This window comes from Paenarthrobacter sp. NPDC089322 (genome assembly GCF_040684895.1).
Classification (GTDB): domain Bacteria; phylum Actinomycetota; class Actinomycetes; order Actinomycetales; family Micrococcaceae; genus Arthrobacter.
The window spans coordinates 93,639-118,785 of sequence record NZ_JBFBGW010000013.1; the positions used below are offsets into that span (position 1 = coordinate 93,639).

A 25,147-nucleotide genomic window follows, 5' to 3' on the forward strand; every position below is an offset into this window, starting at 1 on the left:
GCCCGGGAGTACTGTAGTTCCATCATGACCAGCACGCTCCGCACCTTGACAGTCCCCCTCGATGTTGAATCGTCCTCCGGGGGGCTGCCGTCGTTTCTGGTGCGGGATGACGTGCTTTGCTGGTCCCGTCGCGAAGCCGGACTCGTTGGCTACGGCGAGCTCACGCGCTTCAATGCCACAGGCCCGGACCGGTTCCTCGAAGCCGATATCTGGTGGCGGCACCTCATCCTTGAGGCCGGGATCACCGATCATGTTGAGCTGCCGGGCACCGGTCCCGTCGCGTTCGGTTCCTTCGCGTTCTCCAAGACCTCTCCGCACGTTTCACGGTTGATCCTTCCGGAATTGGTGGTCGGCATCCGCGATGGCCGCGGCTGGGCAACCCAGTTGACGTTCGACGACGCCGAACTCACCGAGGCGGGTGTCCTCGCCGCCGTTGACCGCTGGCTTTCCGGCGGGAACGGTGAGGAGCCCGCGGCAGGAGGTTCCGACGTCGGGCTGTCACCTGAGGCTGTTGCAGCGGACGGTTCAGCCGGCCACCTCAGCCGGGGTTCCCTTTCGGAGGCCGACTGGATGCAGGCTGTCTCCAACGGCGTGGAGGAAATCCGCGCCGGTAAGTTGGAGAAGCTTGTGTTGGCGCGCGACGTCGTCGCGAACCTTCCAGCCGGAGTCAACGCTGCGGAGGTGCTTCGCCAGCTCGCGGCGAGGTACCGGGAGTGCTGGACGTACGGCGTCGACGGCCTGGTGGGGGCGACACCCGAAATGCTGATCCAGGTGGAGGGCCGGACTGCGCAAGCACGCGTACTGGCAGGAACATTGGACCGCCGGGATGCGGAGGGCGTTGACGGCTCCCCCATGGCCTACGCGGAACGCGTGCTGGCCGGATCCGAGAAGCAGCGGCACGAGCATGAGATCGCGATCGATTCGCTGACCCGGCAACTGGCACCGTTCTCCGAGGCCATGAACTCCCACAGCGAGCCATTCATTCTTGAACTTCCCAACGTGTGGCATTTGGCGTCCGATGTGAAGGCCGAGCTGGCGGACATCGAGGGCCACGTGCCAACGTGCCTGGCGTTGATCAATGCCTTGCATCCAACGGCGGCCGTGTGCGGAACGCCTACCTTGGTGGCGGGCGCTTTGATCCGCAAACTTGAGCATCTGGACCGGGGACCGTATGCCGGCCCGGTGGGTTGGCTTGATGCTGCAGGCAACGGCGAATGGGGCATTGCCCTGCGCGGCGCCGTGATCGAGGACGCCAACACGGTGCGGCTTTACGCGGGTTGCGGGATCGTGGAGGGCTCGCAGCCTGAGGCCGAGCTTGCCGAGACATGGGCTAAGTTCAGGCCGATGCTTGAGGCGCTCGGCATTAGCCGTTGATTCCGGGATTCCAGACTCGGACTCTGTAAGTGCCCTTGCATCTTCGCTAAAGTAGTTATCCAATAGTGAAACTTCGTTTCCTGTGATGCACATCTCATGTTCGGCGCTACACTAAAACCGACTCAGTTCAGCATCCACTGCAACAAAAGGTAAAAAACATGCAGATCTCCCGTTCGGTTCTGTCCGGCACCAAGATGGCAGCAGTCCTCGCAGCAGGCGCCCTCGCCCTGACCGCTTGCGGTGGCTCCTCCACCCCGGCCGCCTCCCCGGGTTCGGGTCCCCAACTCATCAACGCCGGCAAGCTCACCGTTTGCTCGGACATCCCCTACGAGCCCTTCGAATTCCAGAAGGACGGCAAGAACGTCGGCTTCGACATGGACATCGCCGCAGAAGTTGCCAAGGACCTCAAGGCCGAACTCAACGTGGTGGACAGCTCCTTCGAAGCAATCGAGACCGGCACCGCACTGACCGGCTGCGACGTCTCCATCTCCTCGATCTCCATCACGGATGTCCGCAAGAACGTCATGGACTTCTCCACCCCGTACATGGACGACGACCTGACCCTCGTTGCCACTTCCTCGTCCGGCATCACCAACCTGGACGGCGCCAAGGGCAAGAAGGTGGGCGTCCAGCAGGCCACCACCGGTGCACAGTACGCCAAGGACAAGGGACTCGACGCCCAGCAGTTCGAGGACTCCGGACTCCTGGTCCAGGCCCTCAAGGCCGGCACCATCGACGCCGCCGTGGGCAACGGCTCCGTCCTGGGCTACGCCATCAAGGACGACTCGAACCTCAAGCGCGTTGAAGACTACGCAACGGGAGAGAAGCTGGGCATTGCCATCAAGAAGGGCAACACCGCCATGGCCGATGCCGTGAACGGCACCTTGAAGCGCATCACCGACGACGGCACCTTGGAAAAGTTCAAGACCACCTGGTTCGGCGAGTCCGGCAAGTAGTTTCGAGCCCCCGGCTCCCTGAATCCACGCAAGCGGGGCCCCGTAACGATATGTTCTGAAGGAACAGTTCGTACGGGGCCCCACCTGCGCAACACGAATGTGAGAACACCATGGCAATGACTGCACGTCAACGCGCCAAAGTCAGTCTGTACGTCCAGGCCGGGATCTTCGTTGTGGCCATGGCCGCAGTGATCCTCGCCGTGGATTGGAAGACCGTTGGAAACAGCGTCTTCAACTTCGCCAAAATCGGCCCGATGTTCCCGGATATTTTCCTGGTAGGCCTGAAGAACACCCTCATCTACACGGCCCTCGGCTTCATAGTGGGCTTGTCGGGCGGCCTCCTGCTTGCCCTGATGAAGCTTTCCTCCTTCCCGTTGTACCGCTGGATTGCCACCGGCTACATCGAGTTCTTCCGCGGCGTCCCCGCACTGCTCGTCTTTATCGCCTTTGGCTACGGTGTGCCGCTGGCCTTCGGAATCCAATGGGACGTCAACGTCATCGTGATGGTGTCGTTGGGTATGGTGGCCGCGGCTTACATCGCTGAAACGCTCCGCGCCGGCCTGCAGGCAGTTCCCAAGGGGCAGATGGAGGCAGCCCGCTCGCTCGGCATGCCGCACTGGAGGGCCATGGTTTCCATCGTCATCCCCCAGGCATTCAAGATCGTCCTGCCCCCGCTGACCAACGAGGTCATCCTGCTCACCAAGGACTCCTCGCTGATCTACGTCCTCGGCCTCACTGTCTCCCAGTACGAGCTGACCAAGTTCGGCCGTGATGGCATCTCCAGTCTCGGCGCCGGGTTGACCCCGCTGCTCGTGGCCGGCGCCTTCTATCTGGTGATCACCATCCCCTTGAGCCTCCTGGCACGGAAGTTCGAAAGCCGCTCCGCGCGGACGAAGCGATAGGCAGGACAGTCATGAGTAACCCCAACGGAAGCACCGCGACAGTTCGCGCAGCCGGCGTAGACATCAAGGACCTTCGGAAGTCCTACGGCAGCAACGAGGTCCTCAAAGGCATCTCGCTCTCCGTCGAACCGGGCCAAGTAGTGTGCCTGATCGGACCCTCCGGCTCTGGAAAGTCAACGCTCCTGCGCTGCGTCAACCTGCTCGAGCAGCCGAACGCGGGCACCATCAACGTGGGCAAGTTTGAGGCAACCGACCCCGACGTCGACCTCAACCGCATGCGCCAAAGCGTGGGAATGGTGTTCCAGCACTTCAACCTGTTCCCGCACCTGAGCGTCTTGGACAACTGCACCATCTCGCAGATGAAGGTGCTCAAGCGGTCCAAGTCCCAGGCCGGCGACGTCGCACGCCGCAACCTGGAACGCGTAGGCCTGGGACACCTTGCGGACCGTTTCCCGGACCAGCTCTCCGGTGGACAGCAGCAGCGCGTCGCGATCGCCCGCGCGCTGTCCATGGATCCGCAGTTGATGCTTTTCGACGAGCCCACATCCGCCTTGGACCCCGAGACCGTGGGGGACGTCCTTGCCGTCATGCGCAAGCTCGCTCAGGAAGGCATGACCATGCTCGTGGTGACGCACGAGATGGGCTTCGCCCGCGAAGTGGCGGACCGCGTGGTCTTCATGGACGGTGGCGTCGTGGTGGAGGAAGGTCCGGCGGAACGCGTCATCAGCGCCCCCTCACAGCCGCGGACCAAGGAGTTCCTGCGCCGGGTCCTTGATCCGACGCACATCGACGTCGTAGAGGACTGACGCCACGCAAGCCGGCTGGCGCCGCGCGTTCTGGCTGGCGCCGCGCGTTCTGGCTGGCGCCACGGAAACGGGAGGGCGACACCCATATTTGGGCGTCGCCCTCCCGTTTGCGCGTCGCCTACGAATTTGGGTGTCCCAAAGAAGCGCGACGACGGCGTGGAACCCCGGCTGCTTCAAGCTCGCGTTCCAGCGTGCCCAACGTCAGGTCGCTCCACACCAGCCGGACCACACCACGGCCCGTGGCCCGGATGGCGTTCTCGCGGTTCTTTTCATCGATGACAACCTGGGATGCCGTCCGGCCCTTGAGGTACTCCGGCTTCATGTACTTCTCCCGACCGTCGAACTCCCCCACCAGTCTGACGTCCTCCCAGTAATAGTCCGAGTAGACGGTCCCCGACTTCGTCCGGATTCCATACTGCAGCACGGGTGCAGCAAAGCCCGCCACGTGCATGAGTCCGCGGCAGTAGGACTCGCCCGGCGAACCTGAATTCGTGACGCCAAACTGCACAACTGCAGCCATGCGCATTCGAGCTGCTTTCGAATACCTGTGGTCAATGGCATTCAGAAGCGCATCCCTCTCTACGGACTTGCGGTTACGTTCACTGGATAGCAGGAAGTCCACCGGAACAACAGCCTCCGCAAAGGGCACCGAGGCCGCAATATCCAGCACGGTGCGAATGGGGTCAGTGACGAGGAACCCATTCACTTCCTGCGGCTGAACAAGCGGTGCTGCGACAAAATGCCGCTTGACGCCGGCCCGGGATCGTCCGCCGCCGGAATACGATGTCAGGGCATGGATGGGCTGGCGCCCGAGGATGGTGGGAATTCCGTGGATGGACGCCGCCGAGTGGTGAGAAAAGACGGTCGCGGACAGGAATGTTTCGGCCGCTGCCTCAATCTTGAGAGAGTACCGATTCCATTGCTCGAGTGCCGCCCACCTCTGGGCGTCCACATACACACCGTGCCGGATCCTCACGAGCTTTCCGGCCCTGGCGGCCTCCGACAGTTTCCTCGAATTTTCGCCGATGAGGGATAAATCCTTGGCAAGAATCAGTTTGGGTAGCCTCCGCATAGCCCCAGTCTTCGGCCATGCCAAACCGCGGAGTAGGCTCGGCCTGCCATATGTGGAAATATTCGAACGGTTTCACCGCACCACGCGGGACAGCCTCGTTCAGCCGCGACACGGAAAAGCGCCCACGCCGCCCACATTTGGGTGTCGGCAGCCCGTTTGCGTAGCGCGAATCAGGGAGCCAGGCGCACCCGGATTCGGGTGTCACGGCTACCCTGCGGTCAACACCTGGCCCACGGCACTGGAGACGGCCTCTTTGATCCGAGCATGGAGTCCGCGCAGGCCCACCCGGTCCACGCGCACTTCCACGATGGTGCGGCCCTTCAGCGGTGACTTAAGTGCCTCGGTGAGTTCCGCCGTCGTACTTACGGCCCGATGCCCGACGCCGTACGCAGCGGCAAGTGCCGCGATGTCCACTGAGTGCGGGGTACCAAAGAGGCGTTCGACGGCGGTGCCGTAGGCGCCTGAGTCTTCCACCGCGCCGTGTTCGAGCAGGCCGAAGATCGCGCCGCCGGAGTCGTTGAGGACCACGATGCGCAGGTCCGGGACGGGTTCGCCCTGGCCAAGGAGGAGACCCCCGGCATCGTGGAGGAAGGTGACGTCGCCGAGGAAGACCGTGGTTTCACGGCCGCTACCCAGCGCGATTCCTGTGGCCGTGGCGAGGGTGCCGTCAATGCCGGCGAGACCGCGGTTGGCGTAAACGGTAGCGATGGGTTCGGGATGGGGCTGGCCGGCGAGATCGACGTCACGGATGCCGTTGGAGGACCCGAGCACGAGTTTTCCGCGTGTGTCTTCCCAGACGGCCGCCCCAACGGCAGGCCCGACTGCAAGGGGCTCCCCGGACAGCACGCCGTCCAGCGCGTGCTGGGCAGCGGCCCCTGCGAGCAGCCAGGAGTCAAGCCATTCCGCCGATCCGCGACCGGAAAATTCCGCCAGTTCAGGCAGGGTTTCAATCGGCGTTTCGGGGCGTCGGCCGGCCTCGTACCAGGCCACGGGAACCGGTTGGTAGATGGCAGATTCCACGGACGCGCGTGCCAAAAGAGCCGCGACAGGCCGGGAAAGCGTCGCCCGGCCGAACAAAACCACACGCTCGATCGGGAATCCAGACTCCGGACCGAAGTGGTCCAACAGCACCCGGTACGGACCTACAGCATTGGGGCCGAAGCGCGCATTAGACGACGGCTCCGCAAGGAGGGGAAGTCCGTGGGCGCGCGCGAAAGCCTCGGCTACCGGGCCGGCGTCGTGGCCCGCCAGGACCACTGTGCGTCGCTCAGGCAGCGAAGCGGGAGCCGCCGGAAGATCGAGTGCCTGGGGACCGGCGTCGTAATGGAAAACGCTGTGCCCGGCGGCAGGGGGAAGGGCGTCACCGGCCGCCGGTACCAGCGGATCCCGGAACGCAAGGTTCACTTGGACAGGCCCGGGCGGCGTGTCCTCCAGCGCCCCGGTCGCAGCGTAGATGGCGGTGGCAACTGAGCGTTGCGGGTTGTCCCCGGCAGCGACGTCGACGGCGAAACGTACGTGCTCACCGAAAAGATCGAGTTGGATGGTGGTCTGGTTCGCCCCGGTACCGTGGAGTTCCTCGGGACGGTCCGCCGACACCACCACCAGCGGGACCGCAGCGTGGTTGGCCTCCATGACTGCCGGCAACAGATTCCCGACGGCGGTACCCGAGGTGGTGACCACGGCGGCAGGCGCTTCGGTTGCGAGGGCGAGGCCGAGTGCGGTGAATCCCGCGTCCCGTTCGTCGATCCTGACGTGGAGGATGACCTTTCCAGCGGCTTCCGCTTCGGCGAGGGCGTAGGCCATGGGCGCGGAACGCGAACCCGGCGCGACCACCACATGCCGCACACCGCCGTCCAGCAGTGCAGTGACGGCGATCCTGGCGGCGGCGATGGATGTCAGAGAGTCCTGGGAAGTCACCGTTCCAGTCTATGGGCGCCCCGCCGGCCGAAAGTGCGAGAGGGATCGCCAAAAGGCAGCCATACGTGAGAGAGGGATCGCCAAAAGGCAGCCATACGTGAGAGAGCGATCCCCAAAAAGCGGCCATACGTGAGAGAGCGTCGGTAACCCCGGACGCTCTCTCACCGAATACCCCCAAATCCCCAACCGTCTCTCACCGAATACCCCTTAACGCAGAACGCTCCTCCACCCCGGGCCGAGGTGGAGGAGCGTTGCGCGGTCGAACTACTTGCGGAAGACCTGCACTACTGACGGACGCGGTGCCGCCGCCTGGCCGGGACCAGGGTTCCCGTCGCGGACGTAGTCGGGGAAGAGCGAGAACTGCTCAGCGAACGAGCCGTCTTCACCCGGGTGCTGTACTGCGACGAACACAGTGCGCTCGTCATCGTGGATGATCGGGCCACAGGTCTCGGCGTCGCGCGGAACGGCCAGGAACTGCTCCACCTTTCCGCGCTCAGCACCTTCCAAGGTGACCTTGAAGAGACCGTCGTTGTAGCCGATGACACCGGGGGCGCCGTCGGTGGAAATCCAGAGGTTTCCGACGGAATCGAACGCCACGTTGTCCGGGCAGGAGATCGGTGAAACCTTGTCCTTCGGGAAACCTGCGAAATAGGTGGAGTTGTTCTTCGCGGGATCGCCGGCAACCAGAAGCAGCGTCCAATTGAACTTGGTGCCCACCTGGTCCGGCCCTTCCGTGATTTCGACGATGTGACCGTCGCGGTTCAGCGTGCGGGGGTTCACCTCCGTGGCGCCTTCCTTGCCGGTCTTGCCGCGGTCCGAGTTGTTGGTGCAGGCAACGTAGACCTTGCCGGTGAAAGGGTTGGGCTCTACGTCTTCGCAACGGTCCATCTTGGTGGGGCCAACCTTGTCGGCGGCAATTCGGGTGTAGACGAGGACCTCGGCAACGGTCATTCCGTCAACAGCGGACTCGCCGTTGACAACCAGGGGCAGCCATTCGCCGGTACCATCGAACGCCCCGTCGGCAGGCAGCTTTCCTGATCCGTCGATTTCGGCTACCGGGGAGTCGCCCGTGAAGCGTGCCACGTAGAGGTCACCCTCGGACAGCAGGTTCATGTTGTTTTCCCGGGCAGCTGCGGAGTCGCCCGGCTGGTACGTGCCCTTGGAGACGAACTTGTAGAGGTAATCGAAGCGCTCGTCGTCGCCCATGTACGCAACAACTCGACCGTTCGGGGCGACAATCACATTGGCGCCCTCGTGCTTGAAGCGCCCCATGGCGGAGTGCTTCTTCGGGGTGGAGTCGGGGTTGAACGGATCCACTTCCACAATCCAGCCGAAGCGGTTGGTCTCGTTGGCGTAGCCGGCGTTGCGGGTGTCGAAGCGCGGTTCGTCGAGTTCCCATCCGCGGGCGGTGGCGGTGGGTGTAATGCCGTAGCGCTTGTCGCCGTCGCTGGTACCCGGAGCAGCGAAGTAGCCGTTGAAGTTCTCTTCACCGGAGAGAATGGTGCCCCACGGGGTGGTGCCGCCTGCACAGTTGCCCAAGGTGCCCTTGATCCACCGGCCCTCGGGGTCATCGATGGTCTTGACCAGGTTGGTGCCGGCCGCAGGGCCGGTCAATTCGTAAGTGGTGTCCGTGAGGAAGCGACGGTTCAGGGGTGCACCCTGAACGTAGCTCCACGGCTGGTTCTTGTTCTTGCGCTCCAGCTCAACCACTGTGAGGCCGTGACCTGCGCGGCCAATGGCGCGGGTCTCCTTGGCATCAAAGTCCTTGGGGAGCATGATCTTTTCGTTGGTGTACTCGTGGTTTGCGAACAGCACCGCACGGCGGTCCTTGGACCCGGGGATCGGAAGGATGTCCGTGTAGTCGTTGTTGTAGCCGAACTGGCGTGCCTGTGCAGCAGCGGTCTGCGCGTGGAGGTCGAAGGCCGGCGAATCAGAGAACAGCGGATCGCCCCAGCGGATGATGGGCTTCCAATCGAAGCCCTCCGGGACGGTGAAGGCATCCACGGAGGCGTCCACGGGCTTGATGGCCGTGAACTGAAGCTTGGACTTCTCGAAGCCCTTCTTTGCAGCGTTGGACAGTCCCTGCCCGCCATCGGCCACTGCGGAATCGGTACCGGTTACTGCACCGCCGAGAACGATCGCGAGAGCACCTGCAGCGCCGAGGCCCAGGGCGGCACGACGGGACATTGCCGTGGCGGCGATGTCGCGGAAATAACCGTTGGAGCTCGTGTTACAAACGTCGCCCGAGCAGGCGTTGTCACACTTCAGGGCGCAGGTTACGGCGCTGCGCTTACCCTTGGTGTGGCCGAGCATGGGAAGCAACGGAAACGTGCGTCCGGTGGTTTCAGACATGGGGGACCTTCCAGAGTTCGAACGGGGTTCCCTGTGAGCCTTTCAGCGGAAACCGAATCCGAGAGGACTCTCTGGTTAAGACTCGGTGAACAAACCTTGCCCCGAAGAAGCCAGCACGGCGTGCACCCGGCGAAGCCTCTCAAGCCACCAATCCCGACGCTCCCCCGATGCCGCGTACTGCTCCAGTAGCCCGGGATCGGCGACGGCCTCCCGCAAACGGATTTCGCCGTCGTCCGCTACCAAAGGATCCCGGCTGATATCCGATTGGAAAAGCGAAACCGTGCCCAGGCCGCACGCGTAGGGGAGAGACGGCAGTGCTGCTGCGAGCGCCAGTCCGGCCCGGATGCCAACGGACGTATCCAAGGCGGAACTCACGACGGCGGGCAGCCCGGCTTGGGCGACGATGTCCAGGGCGCGCGCCACTCCCCCAAGCGGCGCTACCTTGACCACGATGAGGTCGGCGGCTCCGGCTTTGGCCACCCGAAGGGGGTCGTTTTCCTTCCGGACGCTTTCATCTGCCGCGATCAGTACAGGGGTTCCTGCTTTAGAGAGCCGGCGACGCACCTCAGCCAGTCCTTCAATGGTTGGAACCGGTTGTTCGGCATACTCAAGCCCCAGGACCGACAACGCACCGAGCGCCTCCACGGCCTGATCTACATCCCAGCCCCCGTTGGCATCCACGCGCAGGGCAGCATCCGGGATTTCCTTGCGGACCGCGGCGACGCGGGCGACGTCGTCGGCCAGACCCTGTCCCCGCTCTGCAACCTTGATCTTCACCGCATCAATGCGGCCAAACCTGGCCAGCACGTCCGGTACTCGATCGGCGGGGACTGCGGGAACCGTGGCGTTCACGGGAATCCTGTCCCGAAGCGCCGGGGGGAAACCCAGCCAGCCCGCTTCCAAGGCGGAGCACAACCAACGGGAGGATTCGTCGTCGTCGTATTCCGGAAAGGGGCAGAATTCACCCCAACCGACCGGCCCTTTCAGAAGGAGCGTTTCGCGCTCCATGATGCCGCGGAACTTGACGCGCATGGGCAACGAAACAACGTGGGCGGCATCGAGAAGTTCTTCGAGCGGTGGGATCTCAACGGGCATAGTGTCACTGTACCGGCGCCTCCAACGGCCCTCAGCCCTCGTGTGAGGCTATGTGGAAAACCCGCCCTAGTCCGTCCAGAACCTCCGGACCCGTCCCAGTGCCTCGCCCACTTGCTCACCGGACAAGACAACAGAAGCCTCGTCCATGCCCAGCCCTTCCCACTTGGCTACGAGCCGGGTATCGCCCTCGAGCGGAAGGGGCCACAGCCAGTAGTGTGCTGATGACTGAACCATGTCGTCATTACCGCTGCCACCGCCGCCGCCAATCATGGTGAGGACCGGGCCGGTCACGTCATCGTCCTCGAACATGGACGGGGTTGGGCGGGATGCGATGGCTTTGCGTCCGTCAGGGTAGCCGACGCCCACCATGAGCCCGACGTCCGCCGAAAGAGAGGACCCGGGATGGTTGAATCCCTGGTCCATCACGTCGCGCCATTCCCTGTCCGTTTCTTCCCCCCGGCGCACTATCCACACGACGTCGAGGACACACCCGGTGGAGTACACCTCCACTGACTTCAACGCCATCACCATCCGGGGACTGTTGTGGATGAACTCACCGATGGGGACCACTCCAGGCAGTTCGTCCGACGGCGGACCGGACCAGCCAGAGCGCAGCGGCTGGGGTTGGCGCGGCCTTGGGGGTGGTTCAGGGAGGTCGTCGAAGAACGTCATGCTTCATCCTTGCACCGCCACAGGGGTAAAGGGAGGGTGACCTAATAAACGAGAGCGCTGAACCGCGCTATCCTCTGAATCACGACTCACTTCGGGGGAAACATGACACAAGCAGCACACGGTTCCGCTACGCCGGCCGGTTGGTACCCCGACCCCATGGATCCCCGCCAATTGCGCTGGTGGGACGGCGTGCAGTGGACGGCACACTTGACGCCGGTGAACGTTCAATTTCAAGCACTGTACAAAACGCCGCGAGTGCTGGTCAGCGCCGAAACGCCGGTCTACAACCCGTTCATCTGGGCCATAGTCCTCCTGCCATTGGTCAGCCTGTTGCTGCTGTTCACGTGGCAGCCCGAGTTTCGAACCATGACCACGCGCCAAGGCGTCACCACCATCGACCCGTTCTCGATCTACACACCCACGTATTTCGCGCTACAAATTTCAGGTTTCGTCATCTATGCCTTGTCGGTGTGGTTCGCCTTCCTGGACCGTCAACGGTTGGTGCGTTCCGGCGTCGTGCGTCCTTTCCACTGGGCGTGGACGTTCCTGAGCCCGGTGGTCTACATCATTGGCCGGTCCGTGATCGTGCGGAAGGTGGCACCCAACCGGGGCCTGTGGCCTGTGTGGGCGACGATCGGTATGACCATCATCAGCTTGGTGGTGGCCAGTATCTGGATGTCCTCCATGATGCAAGCGTTGTACTCCCAGTTCGGGTACTCAGTAAACGCCTAGCGCAGTAAGCATCCTCACACGCGTTAGGTAGACTGCTGATTATCCGCTGGAAAGGAACTGCCGTATGAACCGCAAGGCCACAGCACTGGACGTCGCCAAAAGGGCAGGGGTGTCCAGGAGTGCGGTCTCGTTGGTGCTCAACGGCCGCGGCGACGGCAATGTGGCCAAGGAGAGCCAGGACCGGATCCGCCTCGCCGCGCAGGAACTGAACTACTCGCCCAACGCCATCGCCCTCAGTTTGCGGAACCAGCGTTCCCGCGTGATCGGGATCGTTTCCGACGAAGTAGTGGTCAGCCCCTTTGACGGCAACATCATCGGCGGCGCAGACGACGTCGCCCGCAGCCGCGGATTCGTCACAGTAGTCATGGACACAGAGCGCGACGCAGCACGGGATGCGAGCGCAATCGAGACCCTCCTGGATCGCCAAGTGGATGGGCTCATGTACGTCACCGTTGGCCTCAAGCCACTCGATGTCCCCCATGGCATGCTCCGCGTGCCGTCCGTGCTGGCCAACTGCTATGACAGCAGCCCCGAGCCGCAATTGCACCACGTCATCCCCGACGAAATCACGGGCGGACGCGAGGCAGCGGAGCACTTGCTGGAGTTGGGGCACCGGGACATCGCCCTCCTTGCCGGGGCAGCAGATTCACCGGCCGCTCCCCTCCGTGTGCAGGGCTACCGCGACGCACACGCTGCTGCGCAGTTGAACGTCAACGAGGGCCGGATCATCATGGCCGGATGGGACATCGACGCCGGCTTCCACGGCGCCATGAAAATGCTCGACGGCGCGTCCCCGGCTGAGCGGCCGACGGCCATCATGTGTGCCAACGATCGCCTCGCAGTCGGCGTAGCCCTCGCCGCAGCCCGCCTTGGCCTCCACATTCCTGGCGACCTCTCCGTGATGGGCTACGACGATGAAGCAAGGATCGCCGACACCATGGTTCCGGCTCTCACATCCATGGCCCTGCCGTTGCGGGAGATAGGCCGAGCTGCCATGACCACACTTTTGGACACGATTGAGGGAAGAGCCCAGGACGACCCCGCATCCTCAGTGGAAACAATGGTGCCCTGCCGATTGGTCGTGCGCGAATCGACGGGCCCCGTGCCCACCCGATAGTGCCGAGAGCTACTCCGGGAGGGTCAGCTCCCAGACATCGGCGGTCGCGCCTTTGGGCAGGGTGAGCTGCCATAACTCGTCGGGGGCGGGGTATGCACGGAGCGTCGTGGCCACAGAGCCGGCACGATACACCTCCACGAGCGAAGCATCGACGAAGATCCGGAGCTCCTCGCCCGCGGCCACGGATCCCGAATAAACAACCTGGGCCGCGTCCCCGGCACCGGACACCAGGGCCAACTCCACGATCCCGGCGGAACCAGTCACCACGGAACCAGTCACCCGAACCTCGGCAAACCCCGGAACCTCCACGGCCGCTGAGACACCGGAAGCCACGAGCGACCCCCGATACGCATCGATCTCGGGCACGGGAGACACAACCAACTCCCCGTCAACCACGGACAGGAGGCGCGGATGCGTCAGGACACCCGACCACCCGGCGTCGTCGATTTCTTCCTGGGTGCGGCCCCGCCGCCCGTCACGTCCGGGACCTTCGTTGGCCCAGCCCCACAGCAGAGCCTTAGGCGTCGAACCAACCGAAAGCTGCACAACTTGGGGCGCATAGAAGTCCTTGCCAAAGTCCGACTTTCCACCGGACGAAGGCGTGAACACAGGCAGCCCGGAAACGGGATCCGCCGAAAGGGACCCGACCAAGTGGCCTACGCCGTTGGCGTGCTCGTGGTCGTCGCCGGAAAGCCAGAGGGAGAACATCATCACCCATGCTGAGCCAGAAGAAGACGGTACCTGCACCAACTGCGGGCATTCCCAGATCTCCGCCGGCGCAAACGCAGCAGCAACAGGATCGGCCGAGGTGAGCCAGATGCCTTGGTACTTCCAATCATCAAGAGACTCCACGGTGTACAGCAACAAAGCGGCGCGGCCATCAGCAAGACCTGCGCCCTGCACTGCATACCGCGCTCCGTTGAAGTGGAAGATGAACGGATCACGGACCGCAGTTACCAAGGGATCCGCTGGCATGGAGGCAGCAACATGGCCGTCCTGCTTCCACGTAACCAAGTCCAAGGAACCGCGGGCAATCACTACCTGTGAGTGCCCTCCATGGTCACGCACACCCGAATATGCGGCGGTTGGCACTCCACCATCTGATGTGACCACACCGGTCCAGCAACCTGCAGAGTCCGGTCCCCCAGGCTGCGGCGAAAGTGCAACCGGGTGCTCCTCCCAGTGCACCAGATCCGCAGAGCTCACGTGGCCCCATTGGATCTGCCGGTGCCGGGCGGACTCGGGGTTGTACTGGAAGAAAACGTGGTAGCGGCCGTTGATGTAGCTGATCCCGTTGGGGTCGTTGATCCATCCTCGGGCCGGTCGCGGATGGAAGCGCGGGAACGCCGGGTCCGGATGCACGGCTGCAGCCGCTAAGGAAGAGAGTGCAAGGTCCGTCATTGGAACCCTTTCAGTGAGAAGGAAAATCTATTTGCCCGTACCTGCGGTGAGTCCGTCCTGCAGCGCGCGCTGGCCGAACATGAACACCACCAGCGCAGGAATCATGGAGAGGACAACGCCGGCGAGTACCACGGAGATGCTTCCGGTGCCGAGGTTGCCCTGCAGCGAGACCAGGCCCAGCGGCAGCGTGAAATTCTGCTCCGAGATGGTCATGATCAGGGGCCTGAAGAATTCGTTCCAGTGGAAGTTGAACGCCAAGATGCCCACGATCGCCAGGCCCGGCATCGCCAGCGGCGCATACACCGAGCGGAAGGTCCGCCATGGCGAGGCGCCGTCGATCGCTGCCGCTTCAGCGAGCTCACCCGGCAACCCCATGAAGTACTGGCGCATCAAGAAGGTGCCGAACGCCGTCGGGATGGCCGGAAGGATCAACGCGAGCAGCGTGTCCGAAAGCCCCACGCCGCGGATCAGCATGAACACGGGCACGATCGTCACCTGCGCCGGCACCATCATGGTCGCGAGCACGATCGAGAACAGCGCCCCGCGCCCTCGAAAGCGAAGGTGCGCAAACGCGTAACCCGCCAAGGCAGCGGTCACCATCTGCCCGACCGCGATCAGCCCGGTCACGAGCGCACTGTTCAGCACCAGCAGCACGATGTTGAGCTGCTTGAACACCTGCCCGTAGGACGTGAAATCGGGGTCGAGCGGCAGGAAGGCGGGCGGCAGTTTGAACGATTCCGACGGCGGCCGCAGCGACGTGGACAGCGTCCAGAGAACGGGTCCCAGGACAAAGACGGAGGCGATCAGCAAGACGGCGACGCGCCCGGCAACGGACCAGTCGCGCTTCTTCCGAGTGACAACGGGCGCCGTGGTTTCAACGCGATCAGAAATGATGGTCATGGCGGGCCTTACTGGTAGAAGACGAATCGTTTGCTGAGCCGGAACTGCGCGGCTGTGATGGCCATGATGATGATCGTCAGGATGACGCCGATCGCCGAGGCCTGACCGAATTCGAGTCGTTGGAACGCGGACTCGAAGATCACCATCACGGCTGTGCGGGTTGAGTCGCCGGGCCCGCCTCGGGTCAGGACATAGGGCTGGTCGAACACTTGCAGCGCGTTGATGATCGCCATGACCGAGGCCACCAGCGTGGTGGGGCTCAGCAACGGCAGCGTCACGTAGAAGTGTTTGCGCCAACCGGTGGCGCCATCGATCGATGCGGCCTCGTACGTTTCCACCGGAATCGAGGCAAGGCCGCCAACGAACAGCAGGAACGAGAATCCGAAGTTTTGCCACACGTAGACAAGAATCACGACGGCGGCAGACCCGCCGGGCGTCGTCAGCCACGGTACCGCTGGGACGCCAATGAGGGACAAGAGCCAGTTCACGACGCCGAACTGCTCGTTGAACAGGTAGCGCATGAAGATGGACACCGAAGCCGCGGACAGGATCAGCGGGAAGAAGAACGCGGAGCGGAAGAACACCCTGAGCCATGCCGGGAGCTTCTCCTGCACCAGAATGGCCAAGCCGAGGGCCAAGCCAAGCTGGAGGGCGACGGCCACCACCACGAACACGATGGTGTTCAGGAACGAGACCCGGACGGTGGGGTCCTGCACTACCTCGGCAAAGTTATCGAACCCCACGAACGTGGGCGCGGAGATGATGTCCCAACGGAAGAAGGCGAGCGCCACCGAGGCGACGATCGGCAGGAGGGTGAAGATCCCCATGCCCACGATGGTCGGGGCAAGGAAGGCCCAGGGCAGCCAGCGCTGCTGGACCCGGCCGCGCTTTGACGGTGTGCGGTTCTTGTGGGCGGCCTGGCGGCCAGGTTCCCTCCCCGTTCCGGTGGGTGTACTGGTTGCCGTGCTCATGGCTGCCTCCTCAAGGCAAGTTCGAGGTCGCGCTGCATGGAGTCAAGTGCCTGCTTGAGTTGGCGTTCATCACCGCTGACAGCCAGGCTGACATTTTTCATGAGGGCCGTTTCGACGGCGGCCTGCTGGGGAGGTGCCGGAATGGGACCTGTGGTGGGGAACTTGTCCAGGGTGTCGTAGAAGACTTTCCAGTTCCGTGGACCTGTTCCGGCGTACAGCTGCTCGTTGACCATGGAGCGCCGGGCGGGTGTGGTGTTGGGCGTGGGGAACACGATCTGCATGGCCTCGAGGCTGGAGCTGAATTTCACCCATTCCCACGCAGCGTCCTTGTCCTTCGCGGTCTTCATAATGGCGTAGCCGGCGGTTCCGAACTGGTGCCGCTGGGACCGCCACTTGGGGAAGAACTGGACGTCGAACCCGTCCTCAGTCATCCCCGCCTCATGGAGACCCTGCACCCAATAGCCGCCTGCCGGCGTCGTACCTATCCTGTTGGAGGCGAAGAGGCCGATCAGTGAGCTGCCGCCGCCTTCCTCGGGCCGGACGCCTAGTCCGTCCTTGACCAGGCCGCGCAGGTAGTCGAAGGATTCGAAGACGCGGGGATCGTCGGCGTTGGGTTCGAGCCATTGGTAGCCGCCGGAGCGGAGGCCGCGCGATGGATCGTTGCCGTAGAAGCTGTCCCAGAGCCATCCGCCGCCGCCGGACTTGGTTTCTTTGAGGAAGCTTGTCTCGTTGGCGTAGAGCCACGGCACCACTCCGCCGAACAGCCGGTTGGTCCAGTAGTACGGGGTGAAGTCCTGGGGCTTGGCCTTCTTCATCGCGGCGAGGGTGGCGCGGAAGTCGGTGTGGGTCCAGTCGTCGGCGGGGCGTTCCAGGCCTGCCAGCCGTAGCGACGCGGTGTTGTAGTACATGTTGGCGGCGTTCCAGTCGATGGGGAGCTGGAACAGGCTGCCCTTGTACATGAAGGCTTCCACCAGGCTGGGGTGGACGTCCTCGAAGTACTCTTTCATGTGGTCTGCGTCGCGGCGCAGGTATTCGTCCAGCGGGTGGGCGAGCTTCTCGGCGAAGAGTTGCGCGCCTTCCGTGGCCACGTACACAACATCCGGCGGGGTGCCGGCGGCCACCATGGTGAGGATCTTGGTGAAGAAGTCCTTCCAGTCCACGGCTTGGATGGCTTGGACTTTGACCTTGATCTCTGGGTGGACCTTCGCGAAGGCGTCGATGACCTTCTGGCGGGCTGCGGCGTCCGCGGCGGTGCCCATGATCGCGATGCTGAGGCTGTTGTCTCCCCTACCCGGGATGTCCGTCCCGGTCAGTCGCGGCCACGACGCCGCGGTCGCTCCGATGATCCCCGCACCGAGGGCAGTGAGGGCGGTTCTGCGTGTGAATTGTCGCAAAGCCCCGTTGGTTCCCGGCATGTAGATTTCCTTCCCTAACACGTGTGAGGAAGCCTATTTCGGCCACCTAACACGTGTCAAGCGTCACAGGAATGTTGCGCAGATCTCACTTCCGCCCTGCAGCCAGGAGCGCTTCACATGAGTCACTCAGCGAAGTGTGGCAGTGTAGAGACAATGAGTTCCCAGCAGTTCCGCGTCAGCGGGAGGTCGAGCAAACGGCCTGTTCAGGAGCGTGCCGCGGGTGCAGGCACGGGCTTCCTCTTCTGCCTTGCCACGATCGCCAGCATGGTTGGCCTGGCCGCGACGTACTACTTCTTCGTCCGCACCACCACAGGTCAATTCATCGATGAGTCGGCCTTGGTGGAGGCGACGGAGTTGAGCGGCTCTGCAGGAAAGGCATCCACGGAATTCCTGGACGCCTTGCCCGTACTCTCCCTGGCGATCGCCACACTCGTGGTGGTTTTCGTGACCGTAGCGCGCCGCCGCTGGACTGCCGCTGGAATTGCTGTTGCGGCGTGCATCGCCGCCAACCTCGCTACCCAGATACTTAAGTTCTTCATTCCCGACAGGCCCGATCGCGGCGTCCAAACACTCGAACTGAACTCCCTCCCGTCCGGCCACACCACGCTTGCCGCATCTGCCGCTGCCGCTGTCTTCCTCATGGTTTCGCCCCGGTGGCGGCCCCTCGCCGGTTTCCTTGGCAGCACGTTCGCCGTGGCCACCGGGGTTTCCACGCTCATTAATCAATGGCACCGGCCGGCCGACGTCGTGGCCGCCTTCCTCGTTGTGGGCGCGGTGATGTTGCCGGCCGGCTGGTTGATTCTTCGCACCGGCAACGGCTGGAACGTGTGGCGCGGCTATGGCGAGCATTGGGCAGCATCACGGCTCTGGGTCTACCTGACCGTACTTGCGTTGCTCGCCGCCGGCGCTGTAGCGGGCTACTCGCTGCTGCAGGTCATGCCCGGGCTCAGCACGGACAGCACCACGGACTACTTCCGGGCAGGAACGGCCTTCATTGTGATCGCCGGATACCTGTCAGCCCTGGGTGGCACCTGGCTATTTGGTTTGGCGGCCAGGAAGCGTTAAAGCACGACGGCGGCACGCGCCTTGCGTGAGGACCGCGGCTTCTGTTGGAACTGACTTACTCCTGCGGACGAACCGAGTCGAAGAACCGGGGATTGGCGGCACGAACTCTACGATCCCGGGCTTGAGCTTGGATAAACTCCCTGTCCTCATCAGTGAGCGGCGTACCACCATGGGCATCAACGGGAGGGGCCTCCCCCGTCTCATTGCTCAGGATTGCAGTCAGCGTTCGCGGGACGATCACGCTTCCCGGGTTATCGATCAGCCATTGCTGCGTTTCGGGAGAAAGCTGGTTCCAGAATTCCCTGATGTGCATAGCTTGCAGAACCGCCCTTCAGTTTTGGGGAGTTTTCGCGGGTCTCCCATGTTCAGCGCAAGGGAGATTGACTTCCGCCCTCCAGTTGCGAGGGCGGCTTGAGCAAGCCCACATTCCCGGGCGGCCGACGCCAAGCTGCGCTACGGGAGGGCCCGGCATGGTGGGAGAGGAGATCCTCAAGGCCTAGGTTACGCCGGGAGAGCTGATTGGTGGACCCCTTTCCGCGCAAACATTTGGGTCCGTTTTCCGGTGGAGCGACGGCTAAAAAGGACGGCCGCCATGCTTACAGCCCAGCGCAACGACTCCAAACTCCATGTACAGTGCGGAGGCCTCAAGGCCTGCCCCGCATTTAGGTTGAAGGTTCATGAATGCGGTAGGCTTGCCCGGACTCAACAAAGCCATGGGGGCTAACATGACCATCGAATCTCCGCAAGTCAAACGAGATGAACCTGTGGAAAACGGCGTCACCGACGACGCCGTGCTAACCACCACTGTCGCCGATGCAGCGGAAGCGATTCTGATCGAATCGGACTCCCTGCACGACTGGCTAACCGAAGAAACACGCAAGGGCAATTTGGCGTAGCGCCGGCGTCGGCCCGCGCAAGGCTGACCAGCGGCGTCCCCTATAAACCTCAGCCGAGGAGTTCTGAGCGACCGCTCTGGATTCCTTGAGCCGACTCCTTTAGAGTTATTCCATTCGCTTGAATAACCTCAGGGGGTCACCGTGTCCGTAACTGATACCCGGCATAGCACCGCCCGGGGGCTGCCCGCATCACGGGACCTCGTGGTCGACTTCATCCGCGTCGCCTGCATGTTTGCGGTGGTTGCCGTGCATCTGCTCATGATGGGGATTAGCGTGGACGAACTCGGCATCGGCGTTGTCAATCCCCTCACTTCACTGAGCTGGTTCGCCCAAGGCACGTGGTTTGCCCAAGTGATGCCGCTGTTCTTTGTGGTGGGCGGCTTCGCTTCGCTCACATCGTGGCGGAGCCTCCAACGGCGGGGCGGCGATGCTGGCGAATATCTCCGCAACCGGGTCCTTCGGCTCGTCCGCCCGACCGTTGCTTTATACGCATTCCTCGCCTTAGCCCTGTGGATTGCGACGGCGGCTGGCGTCCCGGGTGACTTATTGGCAGTTATCGCTGCCGGCGCCGGAGTCCAACTCTGGTTCCTTGCCGCATACCTGATCTGCCAGGCCATGGTTCCAACAATGGCGAAATTCCACCAAGCCGCCCCTTACCGAACCATCGCCGCGCTGGCCGCGTGCGCCGTCGTCGTTGATGTCCTGCGACTAGGGCTGGAACGAAACCCGTGGGGCTTCGACTCCAATCCCATAGGCCTGCTGAACATGGTGTTCGTGTGGGGCCTGCTTCAGCAGCTGGGGTTCTTCTATGCCGACGGTTGGTTTGACCACTTTGCCAAGTGGCAGCTGCTGCTGGCCGCCGCAGGCTGTTACCTTGTGCTTGTGCCCCTCACCTACGGCGGCCCGTATCCGGTGGACATGCTGACAAGTCAGAACCCGCCCATGTTCCCGCTGGTTCTTGTTGGGCTGGCACATGTGATGGTGGTGAAGGCTCTTTACCCGTGGCTGCAGCGGCTTGTGCAGGTGGGTTGGGTTCAGAAAGTGATGTTCCTGGTAGGGAGCCGTGCCATGACCATCTATCTGTGGCACTTGCCTCTGATCATCGCCATGTTCGGGATTGCGTTGGTGCTTCGGCTTCCGTTCCCCGAGCCAGCGAGTGCACAGTGGTGGCTCAGCAGACCCCTGTTCTATGTGGCCGCTTGGGTGCTGGTGCTGTTGGTCTCCACGCCGTTGGTCCGCTTGGAACTAGCCAGCACCGCCCTTGCACCCGGCACTGTCCGTCCCGCCACTTGGCGCATTGCGGTGGCTACTGTGCTGGCCGTTGTTCCGCCGTTCGTTGTGATGCGGTCAGCGCTGGATACCGCGAATGCCACGTGGGGGCTGGTGCTGCTCATTCTTGCCGTCGCCATAGTGACGGGCCGTCAGAATGCAAGCCTTCTCCGGAAGGCGTCCACGTAGTAAATTCTGCGCTACCGCGTCCGGCCAACCAGTTACCGGGCCCGTACCAGGGAGATGCATCACATGCATACAAAGCACAAAACGCACGCAGGAAAACAAACCTCTTCCCTAGCGGCAGGAATGGCGACCTTCGCCATTCTTGCCGTTGCTTTTACCCCGCCCGCAGTCGCCGATAAGGGGACTGACACCCAAGCTCTCCGCGATGCTGTCACAGCGGAGGCCATCATTGATCACCTTGAAGAACTCCAGGCCATCGCAGATGCCAACGGCGGCACTCGCTCGGCAGGAACGCCGGGCCATGAAGCCTCGGCGGACTACATCGTGGCGCAGCTCGAAGCCGCTGGCTACGAAACCCACACCCAAGGGTTCGAGTACCTCAAATTCACGCTGAATGATGAGGCTTTCCAACGGCTTACCCCCACTCCCCTCACCTACACGGCCGACGATTTCGCTGCCATGACCTATTCCGGTTTTGGTGACGTCACCGCTGCTGTCACGCCGGTGGACATCAACCTTGAAGGAGATCGCGCCTCGACCAGCGGCTGTGAGGCCCTTGACTTTGCAGGGTTCCCCATAGGGAACATTGCGCTGATCCAACGAGGCACATGTCCTTTTAACACCAAGGCTGTCAACGCCGAAGCCGCCGGAGCCGCAGGCGTGATCATCTTCAACCAGGGCGACGCTGACGACCGACTGGCACGGGTAGACGGCACCTTGGGCGCCCCCACGGCAGACAATCCGGAAGTTACGATCCCCACAATCGGAGCGAGTTTCGCTGTGGGTGAGGAACTCGCCGCGCTGCCGGGAGCTACGGTTCGCATCATGGTGGACGGTGACACCGATCCCATCGAAACTTACAACGTCTGGGCTGACACGGCCGGACGGGCAGACCGGACAGTTGTAGTGGGAGCCCACTTGGACTCCGTGTCCGAGGGGCCGGGCATCAATGACAACGGCTCCGGCTCCGCCGCGATCCTTGAAACGGCCCTGCAGTTTGCGGCCCTTGGAATCACTCCCGAGAACCGCGTGCGCTTCGCTTGGTGGAGCGGCGAAGAGGACGGCTTGATTGGCTCTGACTACTACGTCGCGCAGCTAAACAAGTCCGAACTCAAGGACCATGCCCTCAACCTGAACTTCGACATGGTTGCCTCGCCCAATCCGGTCCGTTTCGTTTACGACGGCGACGGCGAACCACTAGGCGAATCGGGCCCCAATGGCTCGGGCCAGATCGAGAAGGTCTTTGTGGATTACTTCGCCTCGCAGGGCTTGGCGACCGAACCCACTGAATTCGATGGACGTTCGGACTACTTCGGCTTCATCGAAAACGGAATTCCGGCCGGCGGCCTTTTCACCGGCGCCGAGGGGATCAAGACGGAAGAGCAGGCAGCCATCTATGGTGGCACCGCCGGCGTCGCCTACGACCCCTGCTATCACCAGGCCTGCGACGACATCCACAACATTGATCCCGTGGTCCTGGAACAAATGGCCGACGCTATTGCCCACGCCACGCTGGTCTTCGCGGAAACCTCTTCCGCAGTGAATGGCACAGCGAAGGGCTCCGGTACCGGCAAGCTGAACCTCGAGTTCAAGGGGCATCAGGCGGTGCGGTAGTGGTTTTTTAAAGGGGTTTCCTGACCTTCATCGATGCCACGAACGGCTGGCATGTTTAGCTCGCAGGACAGAAGTCAGCGAAGCCCCCGGTTCAAAGAACCGGGGGCTTTGCATTTCAACGGTGAGTTACTTGACGCTGACGAATACCTTGTCGGCCAGCATTCCTGGCCGGACTGCAAGGACGCCTTGGTCAGCCGCGGCGGTCGGCACTTCGATGGCCTTATTTCCTGTTGCGGTGGCGTCTTTGTAAAGCGTGCTCATGCTGTCGATGGATTCCGGAGCGACGACGAGGCTATCAAGCCCGCTAACCGTGGTGCCCGTCGCTGTGACGTATTCGATTGACACAAAGGCGGGCATCTGACCATCAGGATCATCGCCAATGTACGTGGCGGAGTAATTTACGAGAATGTATTCCGATCCCGGTGCCGGCGGTTTATTGAATTGGTTGGCAGCGACAACAGCGTCCGTGGCCGCGAGAGTCACCGAATTGATCACGACGCGCCAATCGTCAGACTCGATGGTAGATCCGATCGGGTGGGGGTTCTCCCGCGTTCCGGCTCCGGCGGCCGGTTTGTTCTCTGCAGTTCCGGCGTTCGCACCCGCAGTACCCGACGGCTGTACCACCTTGGTGTCGCCGCTACCGAAAGCGTTGTCGAACGATGTAGCGACGACCGCAAAGAAGACGACGACGCCGACGATAGTTCCGACGATCGAAGTAATCAGTGCGGCGACACCCATCCCCTTTGCCTTGTCCTTAAGGAAGAGCGACACGATAGCGAGAACGAATGCTATTGGCAGCAGTATCCAGCCCACGATCAGCGCTCCGGGAATACAAGCGAAAATGAACCCGAGCACGGCCGTAATGAGCGCGATCAAGCCGAGTACGTTCAACTGCTTATTCTTCTTATCGGGCTGGGGTGAGAATGCCTGAGTAGGCGCTCCAGGGCCCTGCGGCGGGAAGTACGGTTGCTGAGGCTGATGGGGCGGGGTCTGCTGTGAGCCTGCCCCCGGAAGCTCTGGTGTGGTCATGCGATGACTATGACAGATAAAGCGGGCTAAACATCGCACACGACACGAAAAGATTCATAGGTGAGCGTATTACCTCAGTTAAAGTAAGCCAGGCAATATAAGATGGAGCCCTCTTGGGCACCTCGCCGACTCTGGTGGAAGATGATAGCCGGGGAGAATTACCCTTCTCTCATGCTCAGGCCTGACTCTTCTAGGAAAGAGACAATAAAGGCGCAGCATTCTAGACCTGCTAGTAATTCCGCCAGTCCTTTTGCCCTAGGAATGGCAATCCTAAGCGGACGGAAGTGGCTCCATCCGAGTCAGCAACGGAATCTATGGCCCTGGAATGGAACTCTTGCAATCGTCGAGCTGGATGACGGAAGTCTGGTTGGGCTAGGAGGGGTCATTACAAAGAACGTGCATTTCAACTCGCCGACTTTGCCGGGGCTGTGTCTACGACCCGACGCTTGACGTGACGGCGCGTCGTTTCCGACTGGAACCCGCTGGCAATCAGGCCTGCAGCCCAGTCTCCATGACACGAAGCTAAGGTCTCGAAGCAGCTCCGCAAGAGTTCCTTCGGAGGCGGGATATGACCGTCCCCCGAATCAGGGCCCCACCGATCCATCAGCATGTAGAGGTTCTCGGATTCGCCTACTTCATCCACAAACGGCAACTGATGATTCTGTATATGGAACCAGTCCTTCGCATTTTGTATGAGACCCACAGTGTGGCTGAAGCCAGCGGAGTATGCGGGTACGAGGTCGTGAGCAACGGTGGCTGGGAGTTCGGTCATCTCGCTGCCGGGCATTTCCCATGCGTGGGTCATGTAGCGTTCAACAGCTCCTGAGTAGAACCGCGAAATAGATGTCTGTGGGTTGACCGCGAGCGCCAGGGATGTCGGAAAGAATCTAGCCAGAGCCAGGCTGGCGTATCCCCCAGCAGAGCTCCCAAATAACACCACGTTGTATCCACCCGTCGCCCGAACGATCCGTCGAATGACATCCGCCAGGATCTCCTGAAGGTCTGGCTGCTCTCTAGAGCCCGCATACCAAGCCAAGTTGAAGTCCGTGGATTTCCGAAGGCTCGGGTCCGAGATGAAGATGCGGTTGACGGGGAGCCCCGATGTCACCCCTTGACCAAGGAACCACGGCAGTTGAACGTCTTTTTCAGCAGCTCCATGGAAGCAAACAAAGGTTGTGTCAGAGTTCGACGGGAGGTTCAGAATCTCTATGGGCAGGCCTTGGTGCTCAATCTCGATCAAACCGCTGGGAACACTATCGGACGCGAGGAATTCGTGGATGCCCGCGTACGTAGTAGAAGTCGAGTTTTCTGCTGCGCTGTTTTCTGGCACCACGGTATTCTAGCCGGGGCCGTCCGAAAGCTACCAAACCCCCGCGATTACAACAGCTCCAGTGGGGTTTCCGGCG

21 protein-coding genes are annotated in these 25,147 nt (G+C 62.3%); 10 read left to right on the forward strand and 11 right to left on the reverse strand.

Going from position 1 to position 25,147, the window contains the following annotated elements:
- Nucleotides 1-24 precede the first annotated feature (24 nt).
- The 4 genes from AB0N65_RS13850 (at nucleotide 25) to AB0N65_RS13865 (ending at nucleotide 4,038) form a co-directional block, all read left to right on the forward strand.
- Entirely contained in the window at nucleotides 25-1,374 is a 1,350-nt protein-coding gene (locus AB0N65_RS13850) for an isochorismate synthase (protein WP_364162408.1), read from the forward strand.
- A gap of 158 nt (nucleotides 1,375-1,532) precedes the next feature.
- Nucleotides 1,533-2,330 carry an ABC transporter substrate-binding protein gene (locus AB0N65_RS13855; RefSeq protein ID WP_364162411.1) on the forward strand — a complete coding sequence of 266 codons (798 nt, stop codon included), beginning with the start codon at nucleotides 1,533-1,535 and terminating at the stop codon, nucleotides 2,328-2,330.
- Nucleotides 2,331-2,440: 110 nt separating this feature from the next.
- The gene (locus tag AB0N65_RS13860) at nucleotides 2,441-3,232 is read left to right on the forward strand and encodes an amino acid ABC transporter permease (RefSeq protein WP_364162414.1); all 792 of its coding nucleotides are present in this window, start codon (nucleotides 2,441-2,443) and stop codon (nucleotides 3,230-3,232) included.
- A gap of 11 nt (nucleotides 3,233-3,243) precedes the next feature.
- Nucleotides 3,244-4,038 (forward strand): amino acid ABC transporter ATP-binding protein, encoded by a 795-nt coding sequence (locus tag AB0N65_RS13865; RefSeq protein WP_364162416.1) that lies wholly within the window; start codon nucleotides 3,244-3,246, stop codon nucleotides 4,036-4,038.
- Between the two features lie 118 nt (nucleotides 4,039-4,156).
- On the opposite strand, the gene AB0N65_RS13870 is transcribed toward AB0N65_RS13865, so the two are convergent.
- The 5 genes from AB0N65_RS13870 to AB0N65_RS13890 form a co-directional block, all read right to left on the reverse strand.
- A complete protein-coding gene (locus AB0N65_RS13870) occupies nucleotides 4,157-5,110 on the reverse strand; it encodes a hypothetical protein (RefSeq protein WP_364162418.1) in 954 nt (317 codons plus the stop codon).
- A gap of 207 nt (nucleotides 5,111-5,317) precedes the next feature.
- Complete coding sequence (gene menD / locus AB0N65_RS13875; RefSeq protein ID WP_364162421.1) at nucleotides 5,318-7,027, reverse strand: 2-succinyl-5-enolpyruvyl-6-hydroxy-3-cyclohexene-1-carboxylic-acid synthase; 1,710 nt, start codon at nucleotides 7,025-7,027, stop codon at nucleotides 5,318-5,320.
- Nucleotides 7,028-7,291: 264 nt separating this feature from the next.
- Complete coding sequence (locus AB0N65_RS13880) at nucleotides 7,292-9,379, reverse strand: PhoX family phosphatase (protein WP_364162423.1); 2,088 nt, start codon at nucleotides 9,377-9,379, stop codon at nucleotides 7,292-7,294.
- A 75-nt stretch (nucleotides 9,380-9,454) separates the two neighbouring features.
- The gene (locus tag AB0N65_RS13885; protein WP_364162426.1) at nucleotides 9,455-10,474 is read right to left on the reverse strand and encodes an o-succinylbenzoate synthase; all 1,020 of its coding nucleotides are present in this window, start codon (nucleotides 10,472-10,474) and stop codon (nucleotides 9,455-9,457) included.
- 66 nt (nucleotides 10,475-10,540) lie between these two features.
- The gene (locus AB0N65_RS13890) at nucleotides 10,541-11,146 is read right to left on the reverse strand and encodes a hypothetical protein (RefSeq protein ID WP_364162429.1); all 606 of its coding nucleotides are present in this window, start codon (nucleotides 11,144-11,146) and stop codon (nucleotides 10,541-10,543) included.
- 102 nt (nucleotides 11,147-11,248) lie between these two features.
- On the opposite strand from AB0N65_RS13890, the gene AB0N65_RS13895 reads away from it, so the two are divergent.
- Together AB0N65_RS13895 and AB0N65_RS13900 are read left to right on the forward strand one after the other, a co-directional pair.
- Nucleotides 11,249-11,878, forward strand: a complete 630-nt coding sequence (locus AB0N65_RS13895; protein WP_364162432.1) for a DUF2510 domain-containing protein — start codon at nucleotides 11,249-11,251, stop codon at nucleotides 11,876-11,878.
- A 64-nt stretch (nucleotides 11,879-11,942) separates the two neighbouring features.
- On the forward strand, nucleotides 11,943-12,995 hold the full coding sequence (locus AB0N65_RS13900) for a LacI family DNA-binding transcriptional regulator (RefSeq protein WP_364162435.1): 1,053 nt from the start codon (nucleotides 11,943-11,945) through the stop codon (nucleotides 12,993-12,995).
- A 9-nt stretch (nucleotides 12,996-13,004) separates the two neighbouring features.
- Here the strand turns inward: AB0N65_RS13900 and AB0N65_RS13905 are convergent, their stop codons facing one another.
- From AB0N65_RS13905 to AB0N65_RS13920, 4 genes are read right to left on the reverse strand one after another with little or no spacing between them, the layout of a single operon-like run.
- A complete protein-coding gene (locus tag AB0N65_RS13905) occupies nucleotides 13,005-14,396 on the reverse strand; it encodes a glycoside hydrolase family 32 protein (RefSeq protein WP_364162438.1) in 1,392 nt (463 codons plus the stop codon).
- A 27-nt stretch (nucleotides 14,397-14,423) separates the two neighbouring features.
- A complete protein-coding gene (locus AB0N65_RS13910; protein WP_364162441.1) occupies nucleotides 14,424-15,296 on the reverse strand; it encodes a carbohydrate ABC transporter permease in 873 nt (290 codons plus the stop codon).
- An 8-nt stretch (nucleotides 15,297-15,304) separates the two neighbouring features.
- Nucleotides 15,305-16,267: a sugar ABC transporter permease gene (locus AB0N65_RS13915; RefSeq protein WP_364162443.1), complete on the reverse strand. Its 963-nt coding sequence runs from the start codon at nucleotides 16,265-16,267 to the stop codon at nucleotides 15,305-15,307.
- A complete protein-coding gene (locus AB0N65_RS13920) occupies nucleotides 16,264-17,682 on the reverse strand; it encodes an extracellular solute-binding protein (RefSeq protein ID WP_364162446.1) in 1,419 nt (472 codons plus the stop codon). The genes AB0N65_RS13915 and AB0N65_RS13920 overlap by 4 nt, the downstream gene beginning before the upstream one ends.
- A 153-nt stretch (nucleotides 17,683-17,835) precedes the next feature.
- Here AB0N65_RS13920 and AB0N65_RS13925 point away from each other — a divergent pair, with 153 nt between their 5' ends.
- From AB0N65_RS13925 to AB0N65_RS13940, 4 genes are all read left to right on the forward strand, one after another.
- Nucleotides 17,836-18,747, forward strand: coding sequence for a phosphatase PAP2 family protein (locus AB0N65_RS13925; RefSeq protein WP_364162449.1), 912 nt, complete (start codon nucleotides 17,836-17,838; stop codon nucleotides 18,745-18,747).
- Between the two features lie 725 nt (nucleotides 18,748-19,472).
- Nucleotides 19,473-19,643 carry a hypothetical protein gene (locus AB0N65_RS13930; protein ID WP_364162452.1) on the forward strand — a complete coding sequence of 57 codons (171 nt, stop codon included), beginning with the start codon at nucleotides 19,473-19,475 and terminating at the stop codon, nucleotides 19,641-19,643.
- Between the two features lie 141 nt (nucleotides 19,644-19,784).
- A complete protein-coding gene (locus AB0N65_RS13935; protein ID WP_364162455.1) occupies nucleotides 19,785-21,101 on the forward strand; it encodes an acyltransferase in 1,317 nt (438 codons plus the stop codon).
- A gap of 120 nt (nucleotides 21,102-21,221) precedes the next feature.
- Nucleotides 21,222-22,712 (forward strand): M28 family peptidase, encoded by a 1,491-nt coding sequence (locus tag AB0N65_RS13940; protein ID WP_364162458.1) that lies wholly within the window; start codon nucleotides 21,222-21,224, stop codon nucleotides 22,710-22,712.
- A gap of 126 nt (nucleotides 22,713-22,838) precedes the next feature.
- On the opposite strand, the gene AB0N65_RS13945 is transcribed toward AB0N65_RS13940, so the two are convergent.
- Together AB0N65_RS13945 and AB0N65_RS13950 are read right to left on the reverse strand one after the other, a co-directional pair.
- Nucleotides 22,839-23,603 (reverse strand): hypothetical protein, encoded by a 765-nt coding sequence (locus AB0N65_RS13945; protein ID WP_364162460.1) that lies wholly within the window; start codon nucleotides 23,601-23,603, stop codon nucleotides 22,839-22,841.
- Between the two features lie 541 nt (nucleotides 23,604-24,144).
- Nucleotides 24,145-25,071, reverse strand: coding sequence for an alpha/beta hydrolase (locus AB0N65_RS13950; RefSeq protein ID WP_364162462.1), 927 nt, complete (start codon nucleotides 25,069-25,071; stop codon nucleotides 24,145-24,147).
- Between the last annotated feature and the right edge of the window lie 76 nt (nucleotides 25,072-25,147).